Annotated in this window: 20 protein-coding genes; 15 read left to right on the forward strand and 5 right to left on the reverse strand. The window is 62.1% G+C overall.

Annotated features, from left to right (window positions below; genetic code table 11):
* Nucleotides 1-48 precede the first annotated feature (48 nt).
* The 5 genes from paoA to RLEG4DRAFT_RS04540 are packed head-to-tail and all read left to right on the forward strand — an operon-like array spanning nt 49 to nt 5,495.
* A complete protein-coding gene (gene paoA / locus RLEG4DRAFT_RS04520) occupies nt 49-696 on the forward strand; it encodes an aldehyde dehydrogenase iron-sulfur subunit PaoA (protein WP_003575566.1) in 648 nt (215 codons plus the stop codon).
* Nucleotides 693-1,643: an FAD binding domain-containing protein gene (locus tag RLEG4DRAFT_RS04525; RefSeq protein WP_003575567.1), complete on the forward strand. Its 951-nt coding sequence runs from the start codon at nt 693-695 to the stop codon at nt 1,641-1,643. Before paoA ends, RLEG4DRAFT_RS04525 begins: the two co-directional genes overlap by 4 nt.
* Before the next feature lie 3 nt (nt 1,644-1,646).
* A complete protein-coding gene (gene paoC / locus RLEG4DRAFT_RS04530) occupies nt 1,647-3,845 on the forward strand; it encodes an aldehyde oxidoreductase molybdenum-binding subunit PaoC (RefSeq protein ID WP_003575568.1) in 2,199 nt (732 codons plus the stop codon).
* A 55-nt stretch (nt 3,846-3,900) separates the two neighbouring features.
* Nucleotides 3,901-4,830, forward strand: coding sequence for an XdhC family protein (locus tag RLEG4DRAFT_RS04535; protein ID WP_003575569.1), 930 nt, complete (start codon nt 3,901-3,903; stop codon nt 4,828-4,830).
* 35 nt (nt 4,831-4,865) lie between these two features.
* Nucleotides 4,866-5,495 (forward strand): nucleotidyltransferase family protein, encoded by a 630-nt coding sequence (locus RLEG4DRAFT_RS04540; RefSeq protein ID WP_003575571.1) that lies wholly within the window; start codon nt 4,866-4,868, stop codon nt 5,493-5,495.
* A gap of 124 nt (nt 5,496-5,619) precedes the next feature.
* Here RLEG4DRAFT_RS04540 and RLEG4DRAFT_RS04545 read toward each other — a convergent pair whose 3' ends face one another.
* Both RLEG4DRAFT_RS04545 and RLEG4DRAFT_RS04550 read right to left on the reverse strand, forming a co-directional pair.
* Nucleotides 5,620-6,264, reverse strand: coding sequence for an NrsF family protein (locus tag RLEG4DRAFT_RS04545; protein WP_003575573.1), 645 nt, complete (start codon nt 6,262-6,264; stop codon nt 5,620-5,622).
* Nucleotides 6,261-6,809: a sigma-70 family RNA polymerase sigma factor gene (locus RLEG4DRAFT_RS04550; protein ID WP_003575576.1), complete on the reverse strand. Its 549-nt coding sequence runs from the start codon at nt 6,807-6,809 to the stop codon at nt 6,261-6,263. Before RLEG4DRAFT_RS04550 ends, RLEG4DRAFT_RS04545 begins: the two co-directional genes overlap by 4 nt.
* 186 nt (nt 6,810-6,995) lie before the next feature.
* Here RLEG4DRAFT_RS04550 and RLEG4DRAFT_RS04555 point away from each other — a divergent pair, with 186 nt between their 5' ends.
* The 8 genes from RLEG4DRAFT_RS04555 (at nt 6,996) to RLEG4DRAFT_RS04590 (ending at nt 14,261) form a co-directional block, all read left to right on the forward strand.
* Nucleotides 6,996-7,244: a pentapeptide MXKDX repeat protein gene (locus tag RLEG4DRAFT_RS04555; RefSeq protein ID WP_003575578.1), complete on the forward strand. Its 249-nt coding sequence runs from the start codon at nt 6,996-6,998 to the stop codon at nt 7,242-7,244.
* Between the two features lie 87 nt (nt 7,245-7,331).
* Entirely contained in the window at nt 7,332-8,174 is an 843-nt protein-coding gene (locus RLEG4DRAFT_RS04560) for a cytochrome b/b6 domain-containing protein (RefSeq protein WP_003575580.1), read from the forward strand.
* On the forward strand, nt 8,171-8,947 hold the full coding sequence (locus RLEG4DRAFT_RS04565; RefSeq protein WP_003575584.1) for a molybdopterin-binding protein: 777 nt from the start codon (nt 8,171-8,173) through the stop codon (nt 8,945-8,947). The genes RLEG4DRAFT_RS04560 and RLEG4DRAFT_RS04565 overlap by 4 nt, the downstream gene beginning before the upstream one ends.
* A 243-nt stretch (nt 8,948-9,190) precedes the next feature.
* Complete coding sequence (locus tag RLEG4DRAFT_RS04570; protein ID WP_003575586.1) at nt 9,191-9,949, forward strand: FadR/GntR family transcriptional regulator; 759 nt, start codon at nt 9,191-9,193, stop codon at nt 9,947-9,949.
* 23 nt (nt 9,950-9,972) lie between these two features.
* Entirely contained in the window at nt 9,973-10,947 is a 975-nt protein-coding gene (locus tag RLEG4DRAFT_RS04575) for a sialic acid TRAP transporter substrate-binding protein SiaP (RefSeq protein WP_003575587.1), read from the forward strand.
* A 285-nt stretch (nt 10,948-11,232) separates the two neighbouring features.
* Nucleotides 11,233-11,805, forward strand: coding sequence for a TRAP transporter small permease (locus RLEG4DRAFT_RS04580; RefSeq protein ID WP_003575589.1), 573 nt, complete (start codon nt 11,233-11,235; stop codon nt 11,803-11,805).
* Nucleotides 11,806-11,809: 4 nt separating this feature from the next.
* Nucleotides 11,810-13,216, forward strand: coding sequence for a TRAP transporter large permease (locus tag RLEG4DRAFT_RS04585; protein ID WP_003575591.1), 1,407 nt, complete (start codon nt 11,810-11,812; stop codon nt 13,214-13,216).
* Nucleotides 13,217-13,226: 10 nt separating this feature from the next.
* Entirely contained in the window at nt 13,227-14,261 is a 1,035-nt protein-coding gene (locus RLEG4DRAFT_RS04590; protein ID WP_003575594.1) for an L-idonate 5-dehydrogenase, read from the forward strand.
* 321 nt (nt 14,262-14,582) lie between these two features.
* Here the strand turns inward: RLEG4DRAFT_RS04590 and RLEG4DRAFT_RS04595 are convergent, their stop codons facing one another.
* Nucleotides 14,583-15,890 (reverse strand): GGDEF domain-containing protein, encoded by a 1,308-nt coding sequence (locus RLEG4DRAFT_RS04595; protein ID WP_003577347.1) that lies wholly within the window; start codon nt 15,888-15,890, stop codon nt 14,583-14,585.
* A 198-nt stretch (nt 15,891-16,088) separates the two neighbouring features.
* On the opposite strand from RLEG4DRAFT_RS04595, the gene RLEG4DRAFT_RS04600 reads away from it, so the two are divergent.
* A complete protein-coding gene (locus RLEG4DRAFT_RS04600) occupies nt 16,089-17,759 on the forward strand; it encodes a sensor histidine kinase (protein WP_003575597.1) in 1,671 nt (556 codons plus the stop codon).
* Between the two features lie 81 nt (nt 17,760-17,840).
* Here RLEG4DRAFT_RS04600 and RLEG4DRAFT_RS04605 read toward each other — a convergent pair whose 3' ends face one another.
* Together RLEG4DRAFT_RS04605 and RLEG4DRAFT_RS04610 are read right to left on the reverse strand one after the other, a co-directional pair.
* Nucleotides 17,841-18,359 carry a hypothetical protein gene (locus RLEG4DRAFT_RS04605; protein ID WP_003575600.1) on the reverse strand — a complete coding sequence of 173 codons (519 nt, stop codon included), beginning with the start codon at nt 18,357-18,359 and terminating at the stop codon, nt 17,841-17,843.
* A 399-nt stretch (nt 18,360-18,758) separates the two neighbouring features.
* Nucleotides 18,759-19,223: an Lrp/AsnC family transcriptional regulator gene (locus RLEG4DRAFT_RS04610; RefSeq protein ID WP_003575601.1), complete on the reverse strand. Its 465-nt coding sequence runs from the start codon at nt 19,221-19,223 to the stop codon at nt 18,759-18,761.
* A gap of 127 nt (nt 19,224-19,350) precedes the next feature.
* On the opposite strand from RLEG4DRAFT_RS04610, the gene alr reads away from it, so the two are divergent.
* Nucleotides 19,351-20,484, forward strand: coding sequence for an alanine racemase (gene alr, locus RLEG4DRAFT_RS04615; RefSeq protein WP_003575602.1), 1,134 nt, complete (start codon nt 19,351-19,353; stop codon nt 20,482-20,484).
* The last annotated feature ends 1 nt before the right edge of the window (nt 20,485 follow it).

A 20,485-nucleotide genomic window follows, 5' to 3' on the forward strand; every position in this document is an offset into this window, starting at 1 on the left:
ACTACCTCTGCTGACGGCGTCGACGCGCGCCTATGTCAAACGAGCAAGGTGGAGCAGTTCATGCCAAGCCAGACACACCTGGAACTTTCCCGTCGAGATTTACTTATCTCGTCGGCCGCAACGATTGCGGTAACCGGAGCCGTCACTCCCGCGGCGGCACAGTCCCCAGGAAATGAAATGGCGTATACATCGAAAGTTTCCTTCACGGTCAACGGCGAGAACCGCGATCTCGAGGTCGACAACAGAACGTCGCTGCTCGACGCGTTGCGCGAGCATCTGCATCTCACAGGCACGAAAAAGGGATGCGACCACGGCCAATGCGGCGCATGTACGGTCATGGTCGACGGCCACCGCATCAACGCCTGCCTGACACTGGCCGTCATGCACGAAGGCGACCGGATCACCACGATCGAAGGTCTCGGTCAGCCTGGAAATCTTCATCCGATGCAGGCAGCCTTCGTCAAACATGACGGTTTCCAATGCGGCTACTGCACGCCGGGACAGATCTGTTCCTCCGTGGCGGTTCTCGAGGAGATCAAGGCGAACATACCGAGCCACGTCACCGGCGATCTTACGGCCCAGGCAGCCGTGACGCCCGCCGAAATCCGCGAACGCATGAGCGGCAATATCTGTCGGTGCGGCGCCTACTCCAACATTCTCGATGCCATTTCGGAAGTCGCGGGGATAAAAGCATGAGAGCCTTCACCTATGAGCGTGCCTCCTCAGTCGAGGCTGCGGCCAAGGCGGCCGCCTCCCATCCGGAAACCAAGTTCATCGCCGGTGGCACCAACCTTCTCGACCTGATGAAGCTCGAAATCGAGGCGCCGGCGCATCTGATCGACATCAACGGTCTCGGCCTCGACAAGATCGAGGCCATGCCGGACGGTGGGCTGCGTATCGGCGCCCTGGTCCGCAACACGGATCTTGCCGCCCACGAAACCGTTCGCCGCGACTATGGTCTGTTATCCCGTGCCCTGGTCGCGGGCGCGTCGGGCCAGCTGCGCAACAAGGCGACGACGGCCGGCAACCTCCTGCAGCGCACCCGCTGTCCTTATTTTTACGACCCGAACCAGCCATGCAACAAGCGGCAGCCCGGCAGCGGCTGTTCCGCTATCGGCGGCTTCAGCCGCCAGCATGCGGTGGTCGGGGTGAGCGACAGCTGCATCGCCACCCATCCGAGCGACATGGCCATCGCCATGCGGGCGCTCGATGCCGTCGTCGAGACGGTAAAGGCGGATGGCAGCCTGCGCTCGATTCCGATCGGCGACTTTCATCGCTTGCCCGGCGACACCCCTGATATCGAGACCGTTCTCGAGGGCGGCGAATTCATCACGGCGGTCCTGCTGCCGCCGCCGATCGGCGGCAAGCATATCTATCGCAAGGTGCGAGACCGCGCCTCTTATGCCTTCGCACTCGTCTCGATCGGGGCCGTTATCCAGCCGGACGGGAAAGGACGTGTTGCCGTCGGTGGCGTCGCCCATAAGCCGTGGCGCATCGAGGCAGCCGAGGCCGAGTTGCCGAAAGGCGCGCGGGCGGCGGCTGGCGTCCTTCTTGCCGGAGCCCGCCTGACCGAACAGAACCGTTTCAAGGTTGATCTGGTCGAGCGCACGCTTGGCGCGGTCATTGCCGAAGCAAGGGGGTGAGCTATGCAGTTCGATACACCAGCGACAACCAATCCGATCGATAATCTGAAGGTCGTCGGCCAGCCGATCCACCGCATCGACGGCCAGCTCAAGACGACCGGCCATGCGATGTATGCCTATGAATGGCACGATCCGAACATGCGCTACGCCTACGGCTATCCGGTCGGCGCGGCCATCGCCAAGGGACGCATCAAGTTCATGGATGTCTCCGCCGCCAAGAGGGCTGCCGGTGTGCTTGCCGTCGTGACGACGCTCGACGTCGGCGAGCTAGCGAAGGGCAAGTTCAATACCGCCAAGCTTTTCGGTGGTGACGAGGTTCAGCATTATCACCAGGCAATTGCGGTCGTCGTCGCCGAGACCTTCGAGCAGGCTCGCGCTGCAGCCGCTCTGGTCAAGGTCGATTATGCCGAAGAAAAGGGTGTGTTCGACCTCGGCCAGGCAAAGGATTCGGCCGTCAAGCCGGACGAATCGCAGCAGCCCGATACCGCGGCCGGCGACTTCGATTCTGCCTTCAGCTCGGCTCCCGTCACTCTGGACGCGAGTTACACGACGCCCGACCAGTCGCATGCAATGATGGAACCGCACGCCTCGATCGCAGCCTGGAACGGCGAAGAGGTAACCGTCTGGACCTCCAGCCAGATGATCGACTGGTGGCGTTCCGACCTTGCGACGACGCTCGACATCGATAAGGAGAAGATCCACCTCATGTCGCCGTTTATCGGCGGTGGCTTCGGCGGCAAGCTGTTCCTGCGGGCCGATGCCGTGCTGGCCGTCGTCGGCGCGCGGGCGGTAAAGCGTCCCGTCAAGGTTGCCTTGCCCCGCCCCTTGCTCATCAACAACACGACCCATCGGCCGGCGACGATCCAGCGGATTCGCATTGGAGCCGAGCGTGACGGCAAGATAACCGCCATTGCTCACGAGAGCTGGTCCGGCGACCAACCCGGCGGCCAGCCCGAGACTGCCGTCAACCAGACCCGCCTTCTCTATGGCGGAGCGAACCGCATGACCGCGATGCGGCTGGCAACGCTTCACCTGCCCGAAGGCAACGCCATGCGCGCTCCCGGCGAGGCGCCGGGACTGATGGCGCTCGAGATCGCCATTGACGAAATTGCCGAGAAAGTCGGTATCGACCCCGTGCAGTTTCGCATTGTCAACGACACGCAGGTCGATCCGGAGAAGCCGCAGCGGGCTTTTTCCCAGCGCAACCTCGTCGGCTGCCTCAAGCTCGGCGCCGCGCGGTTTGGCTGGAGTGAACGGGGAAGACCGGGTTCCAAGCGGGAGCGCAACTGGCTCGTCGGCATGGGCGTAGCCGCTGCTTTCCGCAACAACCTCGTGCTTCCCTCCGGAGCGCGGGTAAAGCTCGACCGGGAAGGCGTCGTGACAGTTGAAACCGACATGACTGACATCGGCACGGGCAGCTACACGATTATCGCGCAAACGGCCGCCGAAATGATGGGGGTCACGATCGACAAGGTTGCCGTCCAACTCGGCGACTCGCGCTTTCCTGTCTCGGCGGGCTCCGGCGGACAGTTCGGCGCCAATTCTTCGACATCGGGCGTCTACGCGGCTTGCGTCAAGCTGCGCGAGGCCGTCGCCAAGAAGCTCGGCTTCAACTCCGAAGACATTGTCTTCGAGAACGGAGAGGTCCGGTCGGGCAATCGTTCGGTCCTTCTCGCCGAGGCCGCCGGCCCGAATGGTCTTGTCGGCGAAGACACGATCGAATGGGGCGATCTCACCGAGACGCATCAGCAGTCGACATTCGGCGCGCATTTCGTGGAGGTCGGCGTTGACGTCGCCACGGGAGAAAGCCGCATCCGCAGGATGCTGGCGGTCTGCGCGGCGGGCCGGATCCTCAACCCGATTACCGCCCGCAGCCAAGTGATCGGCGCAATGACGATGGGGGTCGGTGCAGCGCTGTCGGAGGAATTGGCGGTCGATACCCGCCGCGGCTTCTTCGTCAACCACGATCTCGCCAGCTACGAAGTGGCGGTGCATGCCGACATTCCGCACCAGGAGGTGATCTTCATGGATGAGACCGATCCGATGTCCTCGCCGATGAAGGCGAAGGGTGTCGGCGAGCTCGGCCTTTGCGGCGTCGCGGCAGCCATTGCCAACGCCATCTACAATGCGACCGGCGTCAGGGTTCGCCATTACCCCCTGACGCTCGACAAACTCATCGGCGGCTTGCCGGACGTGGCCTGATGATGTCGACGGCGGTTTGGAAAACGGACCGCCGTTGCTTGCCCAAGGATTTCCCATGGATCAGATACTCGCGTCCATCGAAGCGCCAATTCCCGTCAGGGTCTCGGCCACCGACGATCCTGCCGAACTGCTTCGCTTCGCGATAGACGCGCACGGTCGCGGAGCGGTGGCGCTCGCCACCCTCGTCGAAATACGCGGCGGGGCTGCCCGCACGCTCGGCTCCCACGTGGTTGTCGCGGCCGATGGCCGTTTCTGCGGCTATGTCTCCGGCGGATGCGTAGAAGCCGCAGTCGCGTCGGAAGCGTTTCTGGCGATGACGCAAGGACGCGACCGCACCGTGAAGTTCGGCGACGGCTCTCCCTTCTTTGACATCGTTCTCCCCTGCGGCGGCGGGATCTCCATCGCAATCCATGTTCTGAAAAATGTCGGAGCTTTGCAGGATGTTCTGGAACGTCTCGGACAGAGGCGGACAGCCGGCCTGGCCTATTCACCAGAGCGGCAGACGCTCGAACCGGTGGAGCCGCCGCCAAGGGCCCGCTGGCTGGAGCGGGATTTCGTCGGCGTCTACCGTCCCCGCACCCGCGTCGTCCTTTCCGGGCAGACGATCGAAGCGCAGGCTGTCGCACGACTGGCCGAGGCCTCCGGCTACGACGTGATCATCCGCCGACCGGGCGAGGAGGGCAGGGCGGCTGCCGGCGTCATCGACCGCTTCACGGCGGTCGTGCTTCTGCATCATGACCTCGACGCCGAAGCCGCCATTCTCCAGGCCGCACTCCGATCGCCCGCTTTTTACATCGGCGCGCTCGGGAGCACCCGGACGCATCGCCGACGTGTCGAGCGGCTGACGGCGCTGGCTTTCGGACGGGACGAGATCGATCGGATCAAGGCGCCCATCGGGATGTTCGGCCCAACGCGGGATGCAACGTCGCTCGCCCTGTCGGTTCTGGCGGATATCGCCGCAGCAAGACTGGTGGCCTATGCTTGAAAGGGCGCTTTTCGGTGTGCGCTGCGTCGGAGGCGATGATGCAGGCCGAGGGTGATCCGCTGTCAGTGGCGATCGTCATTCTGGCTGCCGGTAAGGCGAGCCGGATGGGCAAGGACGGGAAGCACAAGCTGCTGGCCGAGTTCGACGGCGTGCCTCTGGTGCGGCGGTGTGCGTTGACGGCGCTGGGGTCTGATGCAGCCTGCGTTATCGTTGTCACCGGCCATCGCAGGTCCGAGATCGAAGGCTCACTCGATGGGCTCCCTCTCACTCTCGTCGATAATCCCGACTACGCAGATGGCATGGCGAGTTCGCTCAGAGCGGGATTGTCGTCAAAACGCGCTGACGGCGCCGACGGCATTCTCGTCATGCTGGCCGATATGCCCGGCATTTCCACCGCGCACCTGAATGCCCTGATTTCGACCTTTCGCAACGCGGGCGGCGAGGCCATCGTGCGCGCCGTCTCCCGCGGCAAGCCCGGTAATCCGGTTGTTCTGCCACGCTCTCTCGATCACGCGGTGCTGCGACTTGAAGGCGACGTCGGCGCGCGCGATATCATCAGGGCGTCGGGCATGCCGGTGCTCGATGTCGATGTCGGCGATGCTGCCCATCTCGACGTCGATACGCCCGACGATATATTGGCCGCCGGCGGCGTGGTGAAGCGTTAACGCGCGATCAGGACACCCCAGCGGTGCGGGCTGCATTGTTGCTGCCGATGGCTGAGTTTTCAACGCGACGTGCTCCAATTTGGCAGGTAGTCCGAAGCATTTGGGCACGGCGGCAGAGAAGGGTCTACCAGCGGAGCAGGCGAGGGCCGGTGAAGGCGCCGAGGGCGCCGGTGAGCAGGATGCCGAGGGAATACCAGATCAGCACGAAGGGCATGCCGTTTTCGGTGCAGAACCACGAATAGACCCAGGCGCCGGCAGCGCCGGCGGCAATGCCGGCGACGAAGCCGGTTAATCGCAGATCCGAGGGGGCCGCGCGACGCAATGCCCAGACTGCGCCGGCATAGATCGGCAGGGCGAAGCCGACGATCAGCAACGGGCAATGGAGCGCCGAGGAGCCGAGGATCAGCACCCGGTAAGACCCGGCGGGAGCCATCATGAGCTGGATGGCTGCGACGCCGGTCATGGCGGCGAAGATCGAAGCCAGCAAATCGAAAAAGCGTCCCTCGGAACCGTCGGGGCGGGAGAGCCGAAAGACGGCGAAGAGTGCCGCTAAGGCAATCAGGGCATTATAGGCCGATTTGATCCAGAAAACCGGCAGCATCAGCACATCGGGCATATCGACCCGCAGCCCGAGAATGGCCAGCATCAGCAGCAGCGAGAGCGCAAGGGCCGGCAACAGGCCGAGCGCGAAGCGGCGCCACAGCGCATTGCGCGGCACCGGCTTCAGGTCGCTCACCAGGCTTTCGATAATGTTGTTCGTCTCTGTCACGATGCGCCTCGCAATCTCTCTCCGAGCGCCTTGAGCGCCCGGTGGATGCCGACTTTCACCGCCGATTCGGACTGGCCGGTGCGGTTTGCGGTGTCGGCGACCGACTGGCCCTGGAGCCTTACCTGCCGGATCAGTTCCTGCTGTCTCAACGGCAAGCCGTCGAGCAACCGCTCGACATCCATGCGGGCCGTCAGCGTGTCCTCGCTGAAGTCGCTTTCGATCTCCTCGCCAAGCTCGGTCTCGGCCAGCCTGCGCCCACCGTGGCCGCGATGATGGTCGATCAACTTGTAGCGGGCGATCGAGAAGAACCAAGCGGTGAAAGGTCGCTCTCGGTCATAGGTGGATCGGCGAGAATGCAGTGCCAGCAATGTCTCCTGCACCAGGTCTTCCATATCCGCCTTCGTCGCCGCAGCCATCCGACGGCTGTAATAACCGACAAGCAATGCGCGCAAAGTCGTCAGCAAACGCCGATAGGCCGCCTCGTCCCCGTCAAGGGACAGAAGCATCAAGGCTTTCAGGGCTTCTTCCGAACGGGCGGTTGTCATGCTGTCAGAGAGTTCATTCGGAAAAACAGCCAATCGGTTACAGGGAGGATCAAAAACAATATCGGCATCACCGTCCTATCACATACGCGTGAGCCTGTAACGCATCCCGACATTATCCCGAATGGGCTGATGTGAGCCATCGGCAGGCAGCCGGCGGACACGACAATCCCATTCCAGGAGAGTTCCATGACCAAACTTGTTTCCAGCCTTGCAGCCTGCATCTTCGTCGCCGGCCTTTCGCTCGCCGGCGCCGCCTCGGCCGAGGACGCCATGAAGACCGATACGATGAAGAAGGACACCATGCAGAAGGACACGATGTCGAAGGATGCCATGAAGATGGCGGGCACGAAGAAGGACTGCATGCACAAGGCCGGCATGGAAAAGGACGCGATGAAAAAGACCGACATGATGAAGGCCTGCGACGCGATGAAGTAAGGGGCTCGCATCTGCGCGGCCGCTGAAACTTTACGCGCAGTGGCCGCGTCTTTTCCTGCGAAACTATCCGTCACCCGGAGAACCATCATGGCGACGATTGATGCCGGCACGAAAACCGGCCGCACGCTTATCTACCGCCACAGCCTTGCCGTTCGCCTGTCGCATTGGGTGAATGTGCTTTGCCTCACCGTGCTGCTGATGAGCGGCCTGCAGATATTCAATGCTCATCCGGCGCTCTACTGGGGCCAGTATGGCGCCGACAACGATCCTTCCTTCATCTCGATGGACGCCATCGACGACGGCAATCAGGCGAAGGGGGTGACGCATGTCGGTTCGCTTAGCTTGAATACGACAGGTGTCCTCGGTCTCTCGAATGTCGATGGCGAAGCAACGGCGAGGGGGTTTCCAAGCTGGCTTACGATTCCGAGCTATCAGGACCTGTCGGCGGGCCGGCGCTGGCATTTCTTCTTTGCCTGGCTCTTCATCCTCAACGGCCTTGTCTATCTCGTCTATGGGCTGATCAGCCGGCATTTCCGCCGGGATCTCGCCCCCGCCGGCAAGGAACTGACGCTCAACCATCTCGGCCATGAGGTCGCCAACCATGCCAGGCTGCGTTTTCCCAAGGGAGCGGAGGCACGCCATTACAACACGCTGCAGAAGCTGACCTATCTCGCGGTGATCTTCCTGTTGCTGCCGATGATGATTGCCACGGGACTCACCATGTCGCCGGGCTTCAATGCCGTGGCGCCCTGGCTGCTCGACATTTTCGGAGGACGGCAATCGGCCCGCACCCTCCATTTCCTCACCGCCTTCTCGCTCGTCGCCTTCGTCGTGGTGCATGTCGCCATGGTGATCCTGTCGGGCGTGTTCAACAATCTGCGCTCGATGATCACCGGCTACTACGTCATCGAACAGGGAGACGGACAATGAACCGCCTGATCACGCGCCGCCGCTTCCTGATCGGCTCGACCTTGACCGCCTCCGCACTCGGACTGAGCGGCTGCGACGCTCTGGTCGAAAGTGAGCGGATGAAATCGGTCCTGAAGATCGCCGAGGGCTTCAGCATGAAGACGCAGCGCTTGCTGCTCGGCGACAATGCGCTCGCCCGTGAATTCGGCGAAAGCGATCTTTCGCCGATCTTTCGCTCGAACGGCACCAGCATGCCTGACAATCCGCAATATCTCGACTGGATGAGCCGGCAGTTCTCGACCTGGAGACTGGATGTCGGTGGACTTGTGGAAAAACCGGCTCAGCTCTCGCTTGCGCAGCTGAAGGCAATGCCGTCGCGCACCCAGATCACCCGCCACGACTGCGTTGAAGGCTGGAGCGCGATCGGCAAATGGACGGGCCTGCCGCTCGGCGCCCTGCTGCAATCGGTCGGGCTGAAGCCCGAGGCGCGCTACATCGTGTTCCACTGCGCAGATGAATACGAAAAGACGCTTGATGGCAGCGGCTGGTATTATGAGAGTCTCGATCTGGTCGATGCCTTCCATCCGCAGACGATCCTTGCCTATTCGATGAACGGCCGTGACTTGGAAGTGGCGCATGGCGCGCCGCTAAGGCTCAGGGTCGAGCGGCAGCTCGGTTACAAGCAGGCGAAATATCTGACCCGCATCGAAGCGGTCACCGATCTCGGCCAGCTTTATGGCGGCAGCGGCGGCTTCTGGGAAGATCGCGGCTATGAATGGTATGCCGGCATATAGGTTGCGGGCAGACCCCGAACGGATCAAAAAGCCTATCGGCAGGGCCGTGATGATGCGGCCGCTGTTCGCTATGTCCGGGTGGATCGGAGCCTGCTCGATCGCATACCCGGGCCTACGGCCAAGCTCTCCTGTTTAAGTTTTATGCGGCGGATTGACGCACAACCCCAGCGATGATACCTCTAAGCCAATTGGTCAGGCCAGTTGACCAGATGCGTGATTGAGGAGAAGCCGCCGGGAGGCCCAATGTTTTCGCCTGTTGAATCACGCCGCCTCTACAGGCAGGTGGCAGACCAGATTCGTTTGATGATCGCGAGCGGCGAGCTTGCCGTCGGCCAGCGGCTGCCGGCCGAGCGCGAGCTGGCGGAGCAACTGTCGGTGTCACGCCCGACCGTGCGCGAAGCGCTGATCGTGCTGGAGGTCGAAGGCCTCGTCAACATCCGCATGGGATCCGGCATCTATGTGGTGCGTCAGCATGCCGCGCCTGTGTCGGGGAGCGAGCGCGAGCCGGTGGAGGGGCCCTTCGAGCTGCTGCAGGCGCGCGCCATCATCGAATGCGCCATTGCCGAAGAAGCGGCAGGCTGCGCCGGGCCGGAAGGCATCGCACGGCTCGACGAGGCGCTGACGCGTATGAGCGGCGGCCTCAACGATGCGAGCACGGTGCTTGCCGCCGATCGCGCCTTCCACACCGGCATTGCCGCGATCGTCGGCAATGCGACGTTGATCCGCGTGACCGGCGAAATGTTCGACATGCGCATGACGCCTTATTTCGCCAAGCTCGCGAGCCACTTCGAGGGACCGGGAACATGGCGCAGCGCCGTCGACGAACATCGGGCCATTCGCGATGCGATCGCCGCCGGCGATGGGGCAGGCGCCAAGGCCGCCATGCGCGCCCATCTCACCCTATCGCAGAAGAGGTTTTCCGAGAGCTTCGGGGAGGAGTTTTCGGGAGAGGAGGAGCGCGGCCGCAAAAAGCGGCTCGCGAAAGGAACTGACAAGATTTAACCCGAGCTCGGGAGGAGAGAGCAATGAAGAGCAGACTGGCAACGATACTTTGCACCGCAGCCGCGATGATGGCGACGACAGCGATCGCGCATGCCCAAACCGTATTGAAATGGGCGCATGTCTATGAAACCTCGGAGCCCTTCCACACGGATTCCGTCTGGGCTGCGGAAGAGATCGCCAAGCGCACCGACGGGCGTTACAAGATCGAGGTCTATCCGGCCTCGCAGCTCGGCAAGGAAGCCGACATCAACCAGGGTCTCAAGCTCGGCACGGTCGACATCATCATCTCGGGATCGAGTTTTGCCGCGCGCGACTACAAGCCGATCGGCGTGACCTACTTCCCCTATATCTTCCGCGGCCCCGATCATCTGATCGCCTACACCAAGAGCGATGTTTTCAAGCGGCTCGCCAAAGGTTATGAAGACAAGACCGGCAATCACATTGCCGCCGTCAGCTATTACGGCACGCGCCATACGACATCGAACAAGCCGATTGCCAAATGCGCCGACATGCAGGGCCTGAAAATCCGCGTGCCCGACGTTCCGGCCTATCTCGCCATGCCGCGCGCCTGCGGCGCCAACACCACGCCGATCGCCTTTGCCGAAGTTTATCTCGCCTTGCAGAACGGCACGGTTGAGGCACAGGAAAACCCGCTGACGACAATCGAGGCGAAGAAGTTCTACGAAGTCCAGAAGAACATCATCCTCACCGGTCACATCGTCGATCATCTCAACACGGTGATCTCGAAGACGCGGTGGGCGAGCCTTTCCGACGAAGACAAGAAGATCTTCGGCGAGGTCATGCAGGAGGCGGCCGAGCGTACGACCAAGACCATCGCCGGCAAGGAAAACAGCCTGGTCGCGACCTTCAAGGAAAAGGGCATCAATGTCGTCGAGGTCGACAAGGCAGACTTCGAGAAGAATGTCATGGAAAAGGTGAAGTTCGAGGACTTCGGCTACGAAAAGGCCGATTGGGAAGCGATCCGGGCGATTCAGTAAAGGTCGCTACCGACGATTGCCCCTCACCCTAACCCTCTCCCCGCACGCGGGGAGAGGGGACCTGTCCTGCGACACGTTGGCGAGGGACGGGGAGGCTGCGGCATATCCCTTCGCCCCGTTTACGGCGGTCCGAACGACGGGTTGAGACGAGTGGCTCAACCCAGGCAAAGGTAGCGGCAGCCGGATGAGGGGCCGCGCCTCCGCAAAGTACAAGGCTCGTCAACAGACCAAAGGTCGCGCCGACAGCGCCGCACCATTCTACTCCCAACAGGAACAAGGCCGATCATGTCGCAAGAAATTCATACGCCCATCACGGCCGACGAGATCGGTCACGAGTTCGAAGGCCATGCGCCGACCGCGAACGTATCGGACTACGCCATCGAGGACTGGATCACGCTGATCGTCTTCTGGCTGATGGCGGGCTGCGTCTTCCTGCAGTTTTTCACCCGCTATGTGCTGAACGACAGCTATGCCTGGACCGAGGAGATCGCGATCAACTGCCTGATCGGCGTCGTCTTTCTCGGTTCTGCCATGTGTGTGCGCACGTCGCGGCATATTCAGGTGGATGTGTTCTATCACTATATGCCGGCAGGGCTGGCACGCGTGCTCGCAACCTTTGTCGATATCGTCCGCATCGGCTTTTTCGCCTATGGCTGTCACCTGATGTGGCGCTACGTCGATCTCGTCGCCGACGAGCAGATGGTCACCGTCGAATTGCCGCGCAACATCGTCTTCTACTCCGTACTCGCCGCCTTCGTGCTGATGCTGATCCGCGCGGTCATTGTCTTCATCGCCAATATGCGCCGCGGCTACTCCGTTCTGGAGCGCCCCGAAGAATTCCAGACTGTCGAGGGTTGATCCGATGCTGATGCTTCTTGGTTCGTTTCTGGTGCTGATGCTGATCGGAGTGCCTGTTGCCATCTCGATGGCCGTCGCATCCGTGCTTTATATCGTGCTTTACGGCATCGCGCCCGACATCATCGTCGCACAGCGCATGATCGCCGGCGTCGAAAGCTTCCCGCTGCTCGCTGTGCCCTTCTTCATCCTGGCGGGCAACCTGATGAACTCGGCCGGTGTGACGGGCCGCATCTATTCCTTTGCGGTCGCCCTCGTCGGCTGGATGAAGGGCGGGCTGGCGCAAGTCAACATCATCGGCTCCGTCATCTTCTCCGGCATGTCCGGCACTGCACTTGCCGATGCGGCCGGCATCGGCACGATCGAAATCAAGGCCATGAAGGATCACGGCTATCCCGTCGAAGCTGCGGTCGGCGTGACGGCGGCCTCGGCGACGCTCGGGCCGATCTTCCCGCCGTCGCTGCCCTTCGTGATCTACGGCATGATGGCGAATGTTTCGATCGGCGCGCTTTTCATGGCCGGCATCCTGCCCGGCATCGTCATGACGCTGTTGATGATGATCACCGTCGCCGCCTTCGCCTACAAGAAGCGCTGGGGCTCCGACGCGCCCTTCGATATCAGGCAGCTTATGTCGGCCGGCATGGAAATCGTCGTTGTCCTGATGGTGCCTGTGGCGATCTATCTGATGATGCAGGCCGGCATGTCGATGAATATTGCGGCCGGCATCGCCCTTCTCGCGCTTCTGGCGCTCGACTGGTATTTCGGCTTTTCCGCCGTCATGGCGCTGATGACCCCGGTCATCCTGATCGGCGGCATGACGATGGGCTGGTTTACGCCGACGGAGGCCGCCGTCGCCGCCGTGCTCTGGTCGCTGTTCCTCGGTCTCGTGCGCTACCGCACGATGACGCTCTCGACGCTCGCCAAGGCAAGCTTCGATACGATCGAGACGACGGCATCGGTTCTCTTCATCGTCACCGCAGCCTCGGTCTTCGCGTGGCTCTTGACGGTGAGTCAGGCCGCCCAGCTGCTGTCGGATGCGATCCTGTCGATCACCGACAACAAATGGGTGTTCCTGATCCTGGTGAACCTCTTGATGCTCTTCGTCGGCTGCTTCCTGGATACGATCGCGGCGATCACCATCCTCGTGCCGATCCTGCTGCCGATCGTCTTGAAGTTCGACATCGATCCGGTTCAGTTCGGCCTGATCATGACGCTGAACCTGATGATCGGACTGTTGCATCCGCCGCTCGGCATGGTGCTTTTCGTATTGTCGAGAGTCGCGAAACTGTCGGTCGAACGCACCACCATGGCGATCCTGCCCTGGCTGGTGCCGCTCTTCCTGGCGCTGATCCTCATCACCTTCATCCCCGCCGTATCGCTCTGGCTGCCGCAGCAGCTCGGGCTGCTGAGATAGGAAGTACAGGATGCACACACGTCTGGCCCGGCTTTACCAAAAGGGCGATCTCAGGATCGAGACCGAACCCGTTCCGGCCCCCGGTCCAGGCGAGGTGTTACTCAAAATGGCGGCCGCAGGCATCTGTGGCTCCGACCTGCACTATTACCAGGACGGCGGCTTCGGGCCGGTCAGAGTTCGCGAGCCGATTATCCCCGGCCACGAAGCTGCGGGAAGCGTGAGCCAGGCAGGCGAGGGCGTCGACCTTAAGGCCGGCGTGCTGGTGGCGGTCAATCCGAGCCAGCCTTGCGGCCAATGCGAATATTGCGCGAAGGGGCTGCCGATCCACTGCCTGGAGATGCGCTTCATGGGCAGCGCAATGCGCCTGCCGCATGAGCAGGGCATGTTCCGGGAATGGCTGGTGATACCGGCTAGGCAATGCTTCGAAGTGGCGCCTGCGACGACGGCCGCGGAGGCGGCTTGCAGCGAGCCCTTGTCGGTCTGCCTGCACGCTGCATCACGCGCCGGCGATATCATCGGCAAACGCGTTCTTATCACCGGCGCCGGCCCGATCGGCGCGCTGATGGTGGCCGTTGCCGCTTATCATGGTGCAGCCGAAATCGTGGTGACCGATCTCGCGGACGCGGCGCTGGAGAGGGCGAAGGCGATGGGCGCCAGCCGCGCGATCAATGTTTCTCAAGGGGCCGCGGCACTCTCGGAATTCGAAGTGGGAAAAGGCTATTTCGATCTCGTTTTCGAATGCTCGGCCGCCGCTCCGGCCATCCGCAGCGCGATCGCGGCCATTCGGCCGCGCGGCACGATCGTGCAGGTCGGGGTCACGGGAGAGATCCCGATCCCCCTCAACGCCATCGTCGGCAAGGAGCTTCATATCCACGGCACGCAGCGCTTCCATGAGGAATTCGCCACCGCCGTCGAGCTGATCTCCAGCCGCAAGATCGAGGTGCGGCCGATCATCAGCCACAGCCTGCCGCTGGAACAGGCCGCCGCAGCTTTCATTCTTGCTGGTGACCGCGCTGCCGCCTGCAAGGTTCAGCTTACATTTTAGAAGGATTCATTCCGTCCCAGCCCGCCATTCGCGATAGGCGAGATGGAATTTTGCGCCGATCGTCGTCGGCGGCTGCGGCGGCAGCAAAACCGGCACCGGCTAGACTAGGGAAACGCCGAGCGTACTTCCGTCATGCAGGCGGCCGGCGCCGCGGATGGCGGCATCGCTGACCTCGATGCGGGGATTTCCTGAGTTGAACAGGAAGCTGCCGCCGGCGGCGAAAAAGTGTTCGACATTTATTTCGAGCCGCCCGTATTCGATGCGGCTGGCATCGTCGAACGCGGTGGTGATTGCGAGACTGGGAAAGGATCGTATCCTGTCCTAGCGTCGGGTGGCGATCTGCTCCGCGGCGGACGGCGCTGCTTGGTTCGGCCGGTGAAAGACGCAGACCTGGTTGCGGCCTGCTTCCTTGGCGCGATAGAGCGCCATGTCGGCCTCGTGCTGGAGATTGGCCAGTGAAATCTCGGTGTCGAACGCCGATTTCAAGGCTACCCCGACGCTTAGCGTCACTGACGGGCCAACACTGGAGGAAGGATTCGGAAGGGCGGCGGCTTCCACGCTCTCGCGTATGCGCTTTGCCACCGCGATGGCTTCGTCCTTGTCGACATTCGGAAGCACGATCAAGAATTCCTCACCGCCATGGCGCGAAACGAGGTCGCGATCGGCGCGCACGCAGCTCTGGATGATGCCGGCAACCTTGACCAGGCAGCGGTCGCCCTCGCCATGACCGAGCTTATCGTTCAACGCCTTGAAATGATCGATATCGCACATGAGCATGGCGACGACGCCGCTTTCACGGCCGTTTCGCCACAAGCTCTCGAGCGTCTCCATCATCCAACGGCGGTTGGCAATTCCCGTCAGCGGATCGGTTCTGGCCAGCCGCTCCAACCGGGCGTTCGCATCGGCCAGTTCCGCAACCCGGCGCTGGTCCCTGCAGTCCAGGAGAAATGTCTTCTGCGCCAGGATGTTCATCGTGCGCCGGGCAACCACGATGGCGATGATCCCGCAGGAAAAGAACAGGGTCGCGGCGACGACGACGCTGCCGGCGTCCAGGAACGGGTTGTTCCATTGAAGGATGAAATAGAGACAAAGGGCATAACAGGCGATGGCAACCGTCCACGCCAGCGGCACGCTGAAAATGGTGATTGCGCTCGTTGCGACGAAGAGCATGATGCTCAAATGCCGCTCGTAAAATTCACCGCCGGCGAAGACGCCGACAAGTGCCACCGATAGGAGAATAAGGCACATTCCCGCAAGCAGCGACGCGTGCTGAAGCGTAGCGGCGCGCGGCTTGCTCCAGACGATCGCCGTCAAAATCGCCGCCGGCGGCAAAAGGCAGGCGGGGGCGACCATTGCCAGCGCGACCTGACGGGGAAGCAGAAGCGCGTTCAGCGCCAGCGTCAACACGTCGACGAATGCCACCCATATCATCCAGGAACGGATGATTTTCGCGGTCTGTCGCCATGACCGTTCCTCAAACCGGCCGCGCAGTTCACCCGTCAGGCGGATATCGCGGGTTCGGCCCGACAAAAGACGCTCGATCTCAGCCGCCATCGCGCCGGTCAGCGGCCGGGGCGGGAAGTGCCCGGCCGGAGAATTTTCAGGGGAAGCGCTTTTGCCATCTGTCATCCCTGAATAATCTAGCCGCAATCGAAAGCGCGGCAAGGTTTGGGGAGGCAGGCCGCGTTGGCGTGGTTAGCTTCCGGTTCTCGCCGGCCGTTCGCATGTCCGAATTCGCACATTCGGAAATTTGCGGACAAGATCGTGGACATGGTCTGGGCGAGGCCGTCCCGGTCATGCTACCAACCCTTTGCGAGGGGGTACGGAATGAGACTAAAGTTGGTTGCAGTTGCGGTCGCGGCGCTGGCGCCGGTGGTGGCGATTCTCGCCTATAACGAAGTCGCGCTCCGCCATCAGCGCAACGAAGAAGTGCGCGCATCCGCAGCACAGGCGGCGCGCCAGGCATCGTCCGAGGTCGAAAGGATTGTCGAGGGCCTGCATGGCCTTCTCGTTTCCGTCTCCGCCATGCCCTCCGTCCGGCATCTCGACGTCAACGCCTGCAATGAGGCTCTCAAATCGGTTGCCGAAAGCATTCCGAACATCAGCACCATCTTCGTCGTCGCGCTCAACGGGCGGCCGGTCTGCGGCAGCACGGTGTTTCCCGAGGGTGTGGTGTTTTCCGACCGCGACTATTTCCAGCAGATATTAAAGACCAAGGACTTCACAGTCGGCACCTACACGCAAAGCCGCCTTTCCGACAAGCACGTGCTGCCACTCGCAATGCCCTTAATGGAGGGCGATGTCCTCAAGGCCGTCATCGTCAGCGGCATCCGGATGGACTGGCTGCAGAACCGCATCACCGAACGCGGCGTCGCTCCCGGCAATGCGGTGACGATCGCAGATGGAAAGGGAACCATCGTTGCGCACGTACCCCTTGCCGAACAGGTCGTCGGCACTATGATCCCCGAAGAATACCAGCGCCTGATCCATGCCGAGCAGCCCGACGTGGTTGAGGTCACGAGCAGGGATGGAATAGCGCAAATCCTGGGCTATCGCCCTATCGCCCTGCCCTCCAGCCCTCTCTATGTCAGCGCCGGCTTCTCGAAATCGGAAGCCTTCGCGCCGATCAACCGGGCAACGCTGATGAACACGCTCGCGATCATCGGCGGCGCGCTGTTTTCTTTCGCTGCGGCGATATTCATCGGCAACCGTTTCATCCTCGTGCCAATCTGGCGGATCGCCGAGGTGATGGAGAAGTGGCGCAGCGGCCAGACGGCAGCCAGAACCGGCATGAGGGGACCGGACGAGTTGGAAGTCGTCGGCGCGACTTTCGATCGGCTGCTCGACGAACTCGATGAGCGCAGACGCCGGAACGAGCAAGCTGAGGAGGAACGAACCCTACTCGTCCGCGAAATGGCGCACCGGGTCAAGAATGGCTTCGCCCTCGTTCAGGCGATCGCCCGACAGACCTTCTCGCGTTCCAATCCGGAAAGCTACAACGCCTTTGCCCAACGGCTCGCGGCGCTTGCTGGCACATATGATCTCATCCTGTCACGGGAGGGGTCGGCCGCACCCATCCGGGAGGTCATCTCCGCCGCCTTGCGGGCGCACATCGCCTCAGAGGAACGCATTCGTCTCGATGGCCCCGACGTGGTGCTTCCCGCCGACATCGCCCTGCCGCTTTCCCTCGTGCTCCACGAACTGGCGACCAATGCGACGAAGTACGGAAGCCTCGGAAGCGAGCAAGGAACCGTCGCCATCGAGTGGACGTACGAAGACGGGCGCGTGTCTCTGATATGGACGGAAGCCGGCGGGCCGCCGGTGTCGACGCCGACGAAAAGAGGCTTCGGCTCCGTCCTCATAGAGCGGGCCTTTTCGTCCAAGGCGAAGGCGCAATCGCGATCGGACTACAGGCCCGAAGGGCTCGTCTTCGAACTTGTCTTCTTAACCGGGGAACCCACGGCGAAGACGGAAGTCGAGGTCCCGATGGAGATCTAGTGCCTTCGAGCAAACGTCCCCGCACGCGGGGAACCGGTCAGGACGCCGTGCGCCCGCCGGCACTGCGGCCGATAGACATCCCTACCTTCCTGCTGCAAGGGGCCGCTGCAACTCGATACGGCTCGTCACCACGGATTTGCCTGACGTCGGGTCTTGATCGACCGTCTGAAGCCGAAGCCTGTCCCGTCCGAGTTTCTCGATCATCAACGTCGCGTTTCGGTCGCCATTGATCACTCGAGCCCAGGTCACGCGAAGATTGAGCGCGTCGCCCTGCCTGCTGCCAACCAATTTCGACGGCTGCCCCGATGGTCCTATGTAGTTGCCGACGTATCGTTGTCCCAATGCCTTAACATTGGCCGAGAAAGCTCTTGTGAAAACCGCAAGACCGCGGCATGTCCCGTTCATCGAGACCGCAGATTCACTCGCGTCTGATTTGAGTGTGCAGGAAACATTGAAGTTTGTGCCGCCGATCTTGGTGAGGACCATGCCGGTCCCGCGCCAATCGCCGGCCAGGGATCGCAAAAAGCCTGCCTCCGACGCCTTTGCTGCGTCAGGCAGGCAAAACAGCGAGAATAATGCAGCGATCAGAGCAGCACGCATGAAAGCCTCCCCGTCAAGCGATTCTAACAAACCCTTGAAGGCTGCTGATTGTTCCGCGGCTCCAGTCGGTACCGATGAGCGGTCCGCAAGGCTGGGGCGCCGGGATTGATGGAGGCCTGTCGGCGCGGCTCGGTTGCGCGATCAGAAGCTCCCCGCCTCAAACCTTCGCGCAAGACGGAAAGGGGGATCGTTTTGAGCAGGAGCTCAGCTCTCCTTGGCAGGCAGTCAGGCCGCCGGGATTTCGAATGGCGGCAATAGCGACGCCGTCGCTCGTGGCGTTGTTGCGGGCAATGAAGCAATAATCGTCATTCGCGTGAGACGCTGCGACGACGCAGGAGTTGGCCAAAGCGGTCGCCAGGGCGACGGCGCTGGAGTCGATATGAGTTTAGCGATCGCGTCTTACCGCCTGCCTCTGGTGCGTGTCGCCAGAACATTGCGGATCGAGAAGCTGGAATGAATCCTGAGGACGCCCGGCAGGGTCGATAGTATTTCCTTGTGGATCCGCTCGAACTCACCCGGACTGGCGACCTCGACGCGCAGGAGATAGTCGGAACCGCCCGTCATCAGAAAACATTCGCGGATCTCGGGATGCCGGCGGACCGCCGCCTCGAAGCGGTCGAGATGATCCTCGGTCTGTCGCTCAAGCGTGATGTTGATGATCACGGCGATCATCTCGTCCGCATTGCCGGTGTCCACCAACGCCGTATAGCCGCGGATCACACCCGATTTTTCCATGATCTTGATGCGCCTGAGGCAGGCGGACGGCGACAGGCCGATCTCGGCGGCGAGCTTGGCATTGCTCATGCGCGCGTCGAGGCGCAGCAGCCTGAGTATATTGCGATCTATCGAGTCGAGAGCGGGCACGATGGATTATTCCAAATTTTCGTCCATTATGCGGACAATATACAAATCATGCAATAATCGGCTGCTGAATGATAGGCAATTTCGCCCATTGTTTCATAAACTTCCTTGAGATCTGGGAGGGATGGACATGGATGGCGATATTTTGGTTTCCCGCACACGCACCACCACGACCGCGCAGGGGGGCACGGGCTATCTGACGATCGATCTTGCCGCACTCGGCCGCAACTACCGAAAGCTCGTATCGATGCTGGCGCCGGTCCGCGCCGGCGCCGTGGTAAAGGCCGACGCCTATGGGCTCGGCGCTGAACGGGTCGCGGCAACGCTATACGGTGAAGGCTGCCGACATTTCTTCGTCGCCCAGTTCGTCGAGGCGGTAAGGCTGCGGCCGACCCTTGCGCATGATGCCCAGATTTTCGTGTTGAACGGCTTGCAACCCGGCAACGAGATCGTCTGCGCCGAGAGGGGCATCGTCCCGGTTATCAATTCGCTGGCCCAGTGGCGGGAATGGTCGGCGGCGGCGCGCATGCTGAAGCGCTGCCTGCCTGCCGTCCTGCAATTCGACACCGGCATGTCACGGCTCGGCTTTCCCCGGGAGGAACGAGCCGAGCTGGCGGCAGCCCTTGGCGACGGCAGCAATATCGAAATCCTGTTCATCATGAGCCATCTGGCTTCGGCCGACGACATGGAGAGCGATCAGAACGGCGAACAATGGACCGAGATGTCCCGAATTGCCGACGAATTTCCCGGCTTCGACATGTCCTTCGCCAATTCCGGCGGGGTCTTCCTCGGCGACGCCTATCACGGCGTGCTCGCCCGCCCCGGCATCGCGCTTTACGGCGGCGCGCCCAACGCCGGCGGGAACAACCCGATGGAGCCGGTCGTCAGCCTCAACGTTGCCGTCGTGCAGACCCGCACCGTGCCGGCAGGCACGAAGGTCGGCTATGGCGGCGCGCATGTCACACAGCGGGAAATGCGTCTCGCGACGATCGCCGGCGGCTATGCCGACGGCCTGCCCAGATCGCTCGGCGACCGTGGCGCCGTCTATTTCAACGGCATCCGCCTGCCGATCGTCGGCCGAGTCTCGATGGACAGCGTGACCGTCGACGTGTCGGCGCTACCAGAAGGCGCCCTGACGCTGGGCAGTCTGGTCGAAGTGCTCGGCCCGCACCAGACGCTCGAGGACGTCGCCCGCGATGCGGGCACGATATCTTACGAAATCCTAACCGGTCTGGGCGATCGTTACGACAGACAATATCGCTGAG

The sequence above is a fragment of the Rhizobium leguminosarum bv. trifolii WSM2297 genome (assembly GCF_000271845.1).

What these genes read in the sequence shown, in the direction of transcription:
- RLEG4DRAFT_RS04600 (WP_003575597.1), top strand. Translation starts at nt 16,089, where the DNA reads ATGAGACTAAAGTTGGTTGCAGTTGCGGTCGCGGCGCTGGCGCCGGTG.
- RLEG4DRAFT_RS04535 (WP_003575569.1), top strand. Translation starts at nt 3,901, where the DNA reads ATGGATCAGATACTCGCGTCCATCGAAGCGCCAATTCCCGTCAGGGTC.
- RLEG4DRAFT_RS04585 (WP_003575591.1), top strand. Translation starts at nt 11,810, where the DNA reads ATGCTGATGCTTCTTGGTTCGTTTCTGGTGCTGATGCTGATCGGAGTG.
- alr (WP_003575602.1), top strand. Translation starts at nt 19,351, where the DNA reads ATGGATGGCGATATTTTGGTTTCCCGCACACGCACCACCACGACCGCG.
- RLEG4DRAFT_RS04575 (WP_003575587.1), top strand. Translation starts at nt 9,973, where the DNA reads ATGAAGAGCAGACTGGCAACGATACTTTGCACCGCAGCCGCGATGATG.
- RLEG4DRAFT_RS04590 (WP_003575594.1), top strand. Translation starts at nt 13,227, where the DNA reads ATGCACACACGTCTGGCCCGGCTTTACCAAAAGGGCGATCTCAGGATC.
- RLEG4DRAFT_RS04555 (WP_003575578.1), top strand. Translation starts at nt 6,996, where the DNA reads ATGACCAAACTTGTTTCCAGCCTTGCAGCCTGCATCTTCGTCGCCGGC.
- RLEG4DRAFT_RS04540 (WP_003575571.1), top strand. Translation starts at nt 4,866, where the DNA reads ATGATGCAGGCCGAGGGTGATCCGCTGTCAGTGGCGATCGTCATTCTG.
- RLEG4DRAFT_RS04550 (WP_003575576.1), bottom strand. Translation starts at nt 6,809, where the DNA reads ATGACAACCGCCCGTTCGGAAGAAGCCCTGAAAGCCTTGATGCTTCTG.
- RLEG4DRAFT_RS04525 (WP_003575567.1), top strand. Translation starts at nt 693, where the DNA reads ATGAGAGCCTTCACCTATGAGCGTGCCTCCTCAGTCGAGGCTGCGGCC.
- RLEG4DRAFT_RS04580 (WP_003575589.1), top strand. Translation starts at nt 11,233, where the DNA reads ATGTCGCAAGAAATTCATACGCCCATCACGGCCGACGAGATCGGTCAC.
- RLEG4DRAFT_RS04595 (WP_003577347.1), bottom strand. Translation starts at nt 15,890, where the DNA reads ATGACAGATGGCAAAAGCGCTTCCCCTGAAAATTCTCCGGCCGGGCAC.
- RLEG4DRAFT_RS04570 (WP_003575586.1), top strand. Translation starts at nt 9,191, where the DNA reads ATGTTTTCGCCTGTTGAATCACGCCGCCTCTACAGGCAGGTGGCAGAC.
- RLEG4DRAFT_RS04560 (WP_003575580.1), top strand. Translation starts at nt 7,332, where the DNA reads ATGGCGACGATTGATGCCGGCACGAAAACCGGCCGCACGCTTATCTAC.
- RLEG4DRAFT_RS04565 (WP_003575584.1), top strand. Translation starts at nt 8,171, where the DNA reads ATGAACCGCCTGATCACGCGCCGCCGCTTCCTGATCGGCTCGACCTTG.
- paoC (WP_003575568.1), top strand. Translation starts at nt 1,647, where the DNA reads ATGCAGTTCGATACACCAGCGACAACCAATCCGATCGATAATCTGAAG.
- RLEG4DRAFT_RS04605 (WP_003575600.1), bottom strand. Translation starts at nt 18,359, where the DNA reads ATGCGTGCTGCTCTGATCGCTGCATTATTCTCGCTGTTTTGCCTGCCT.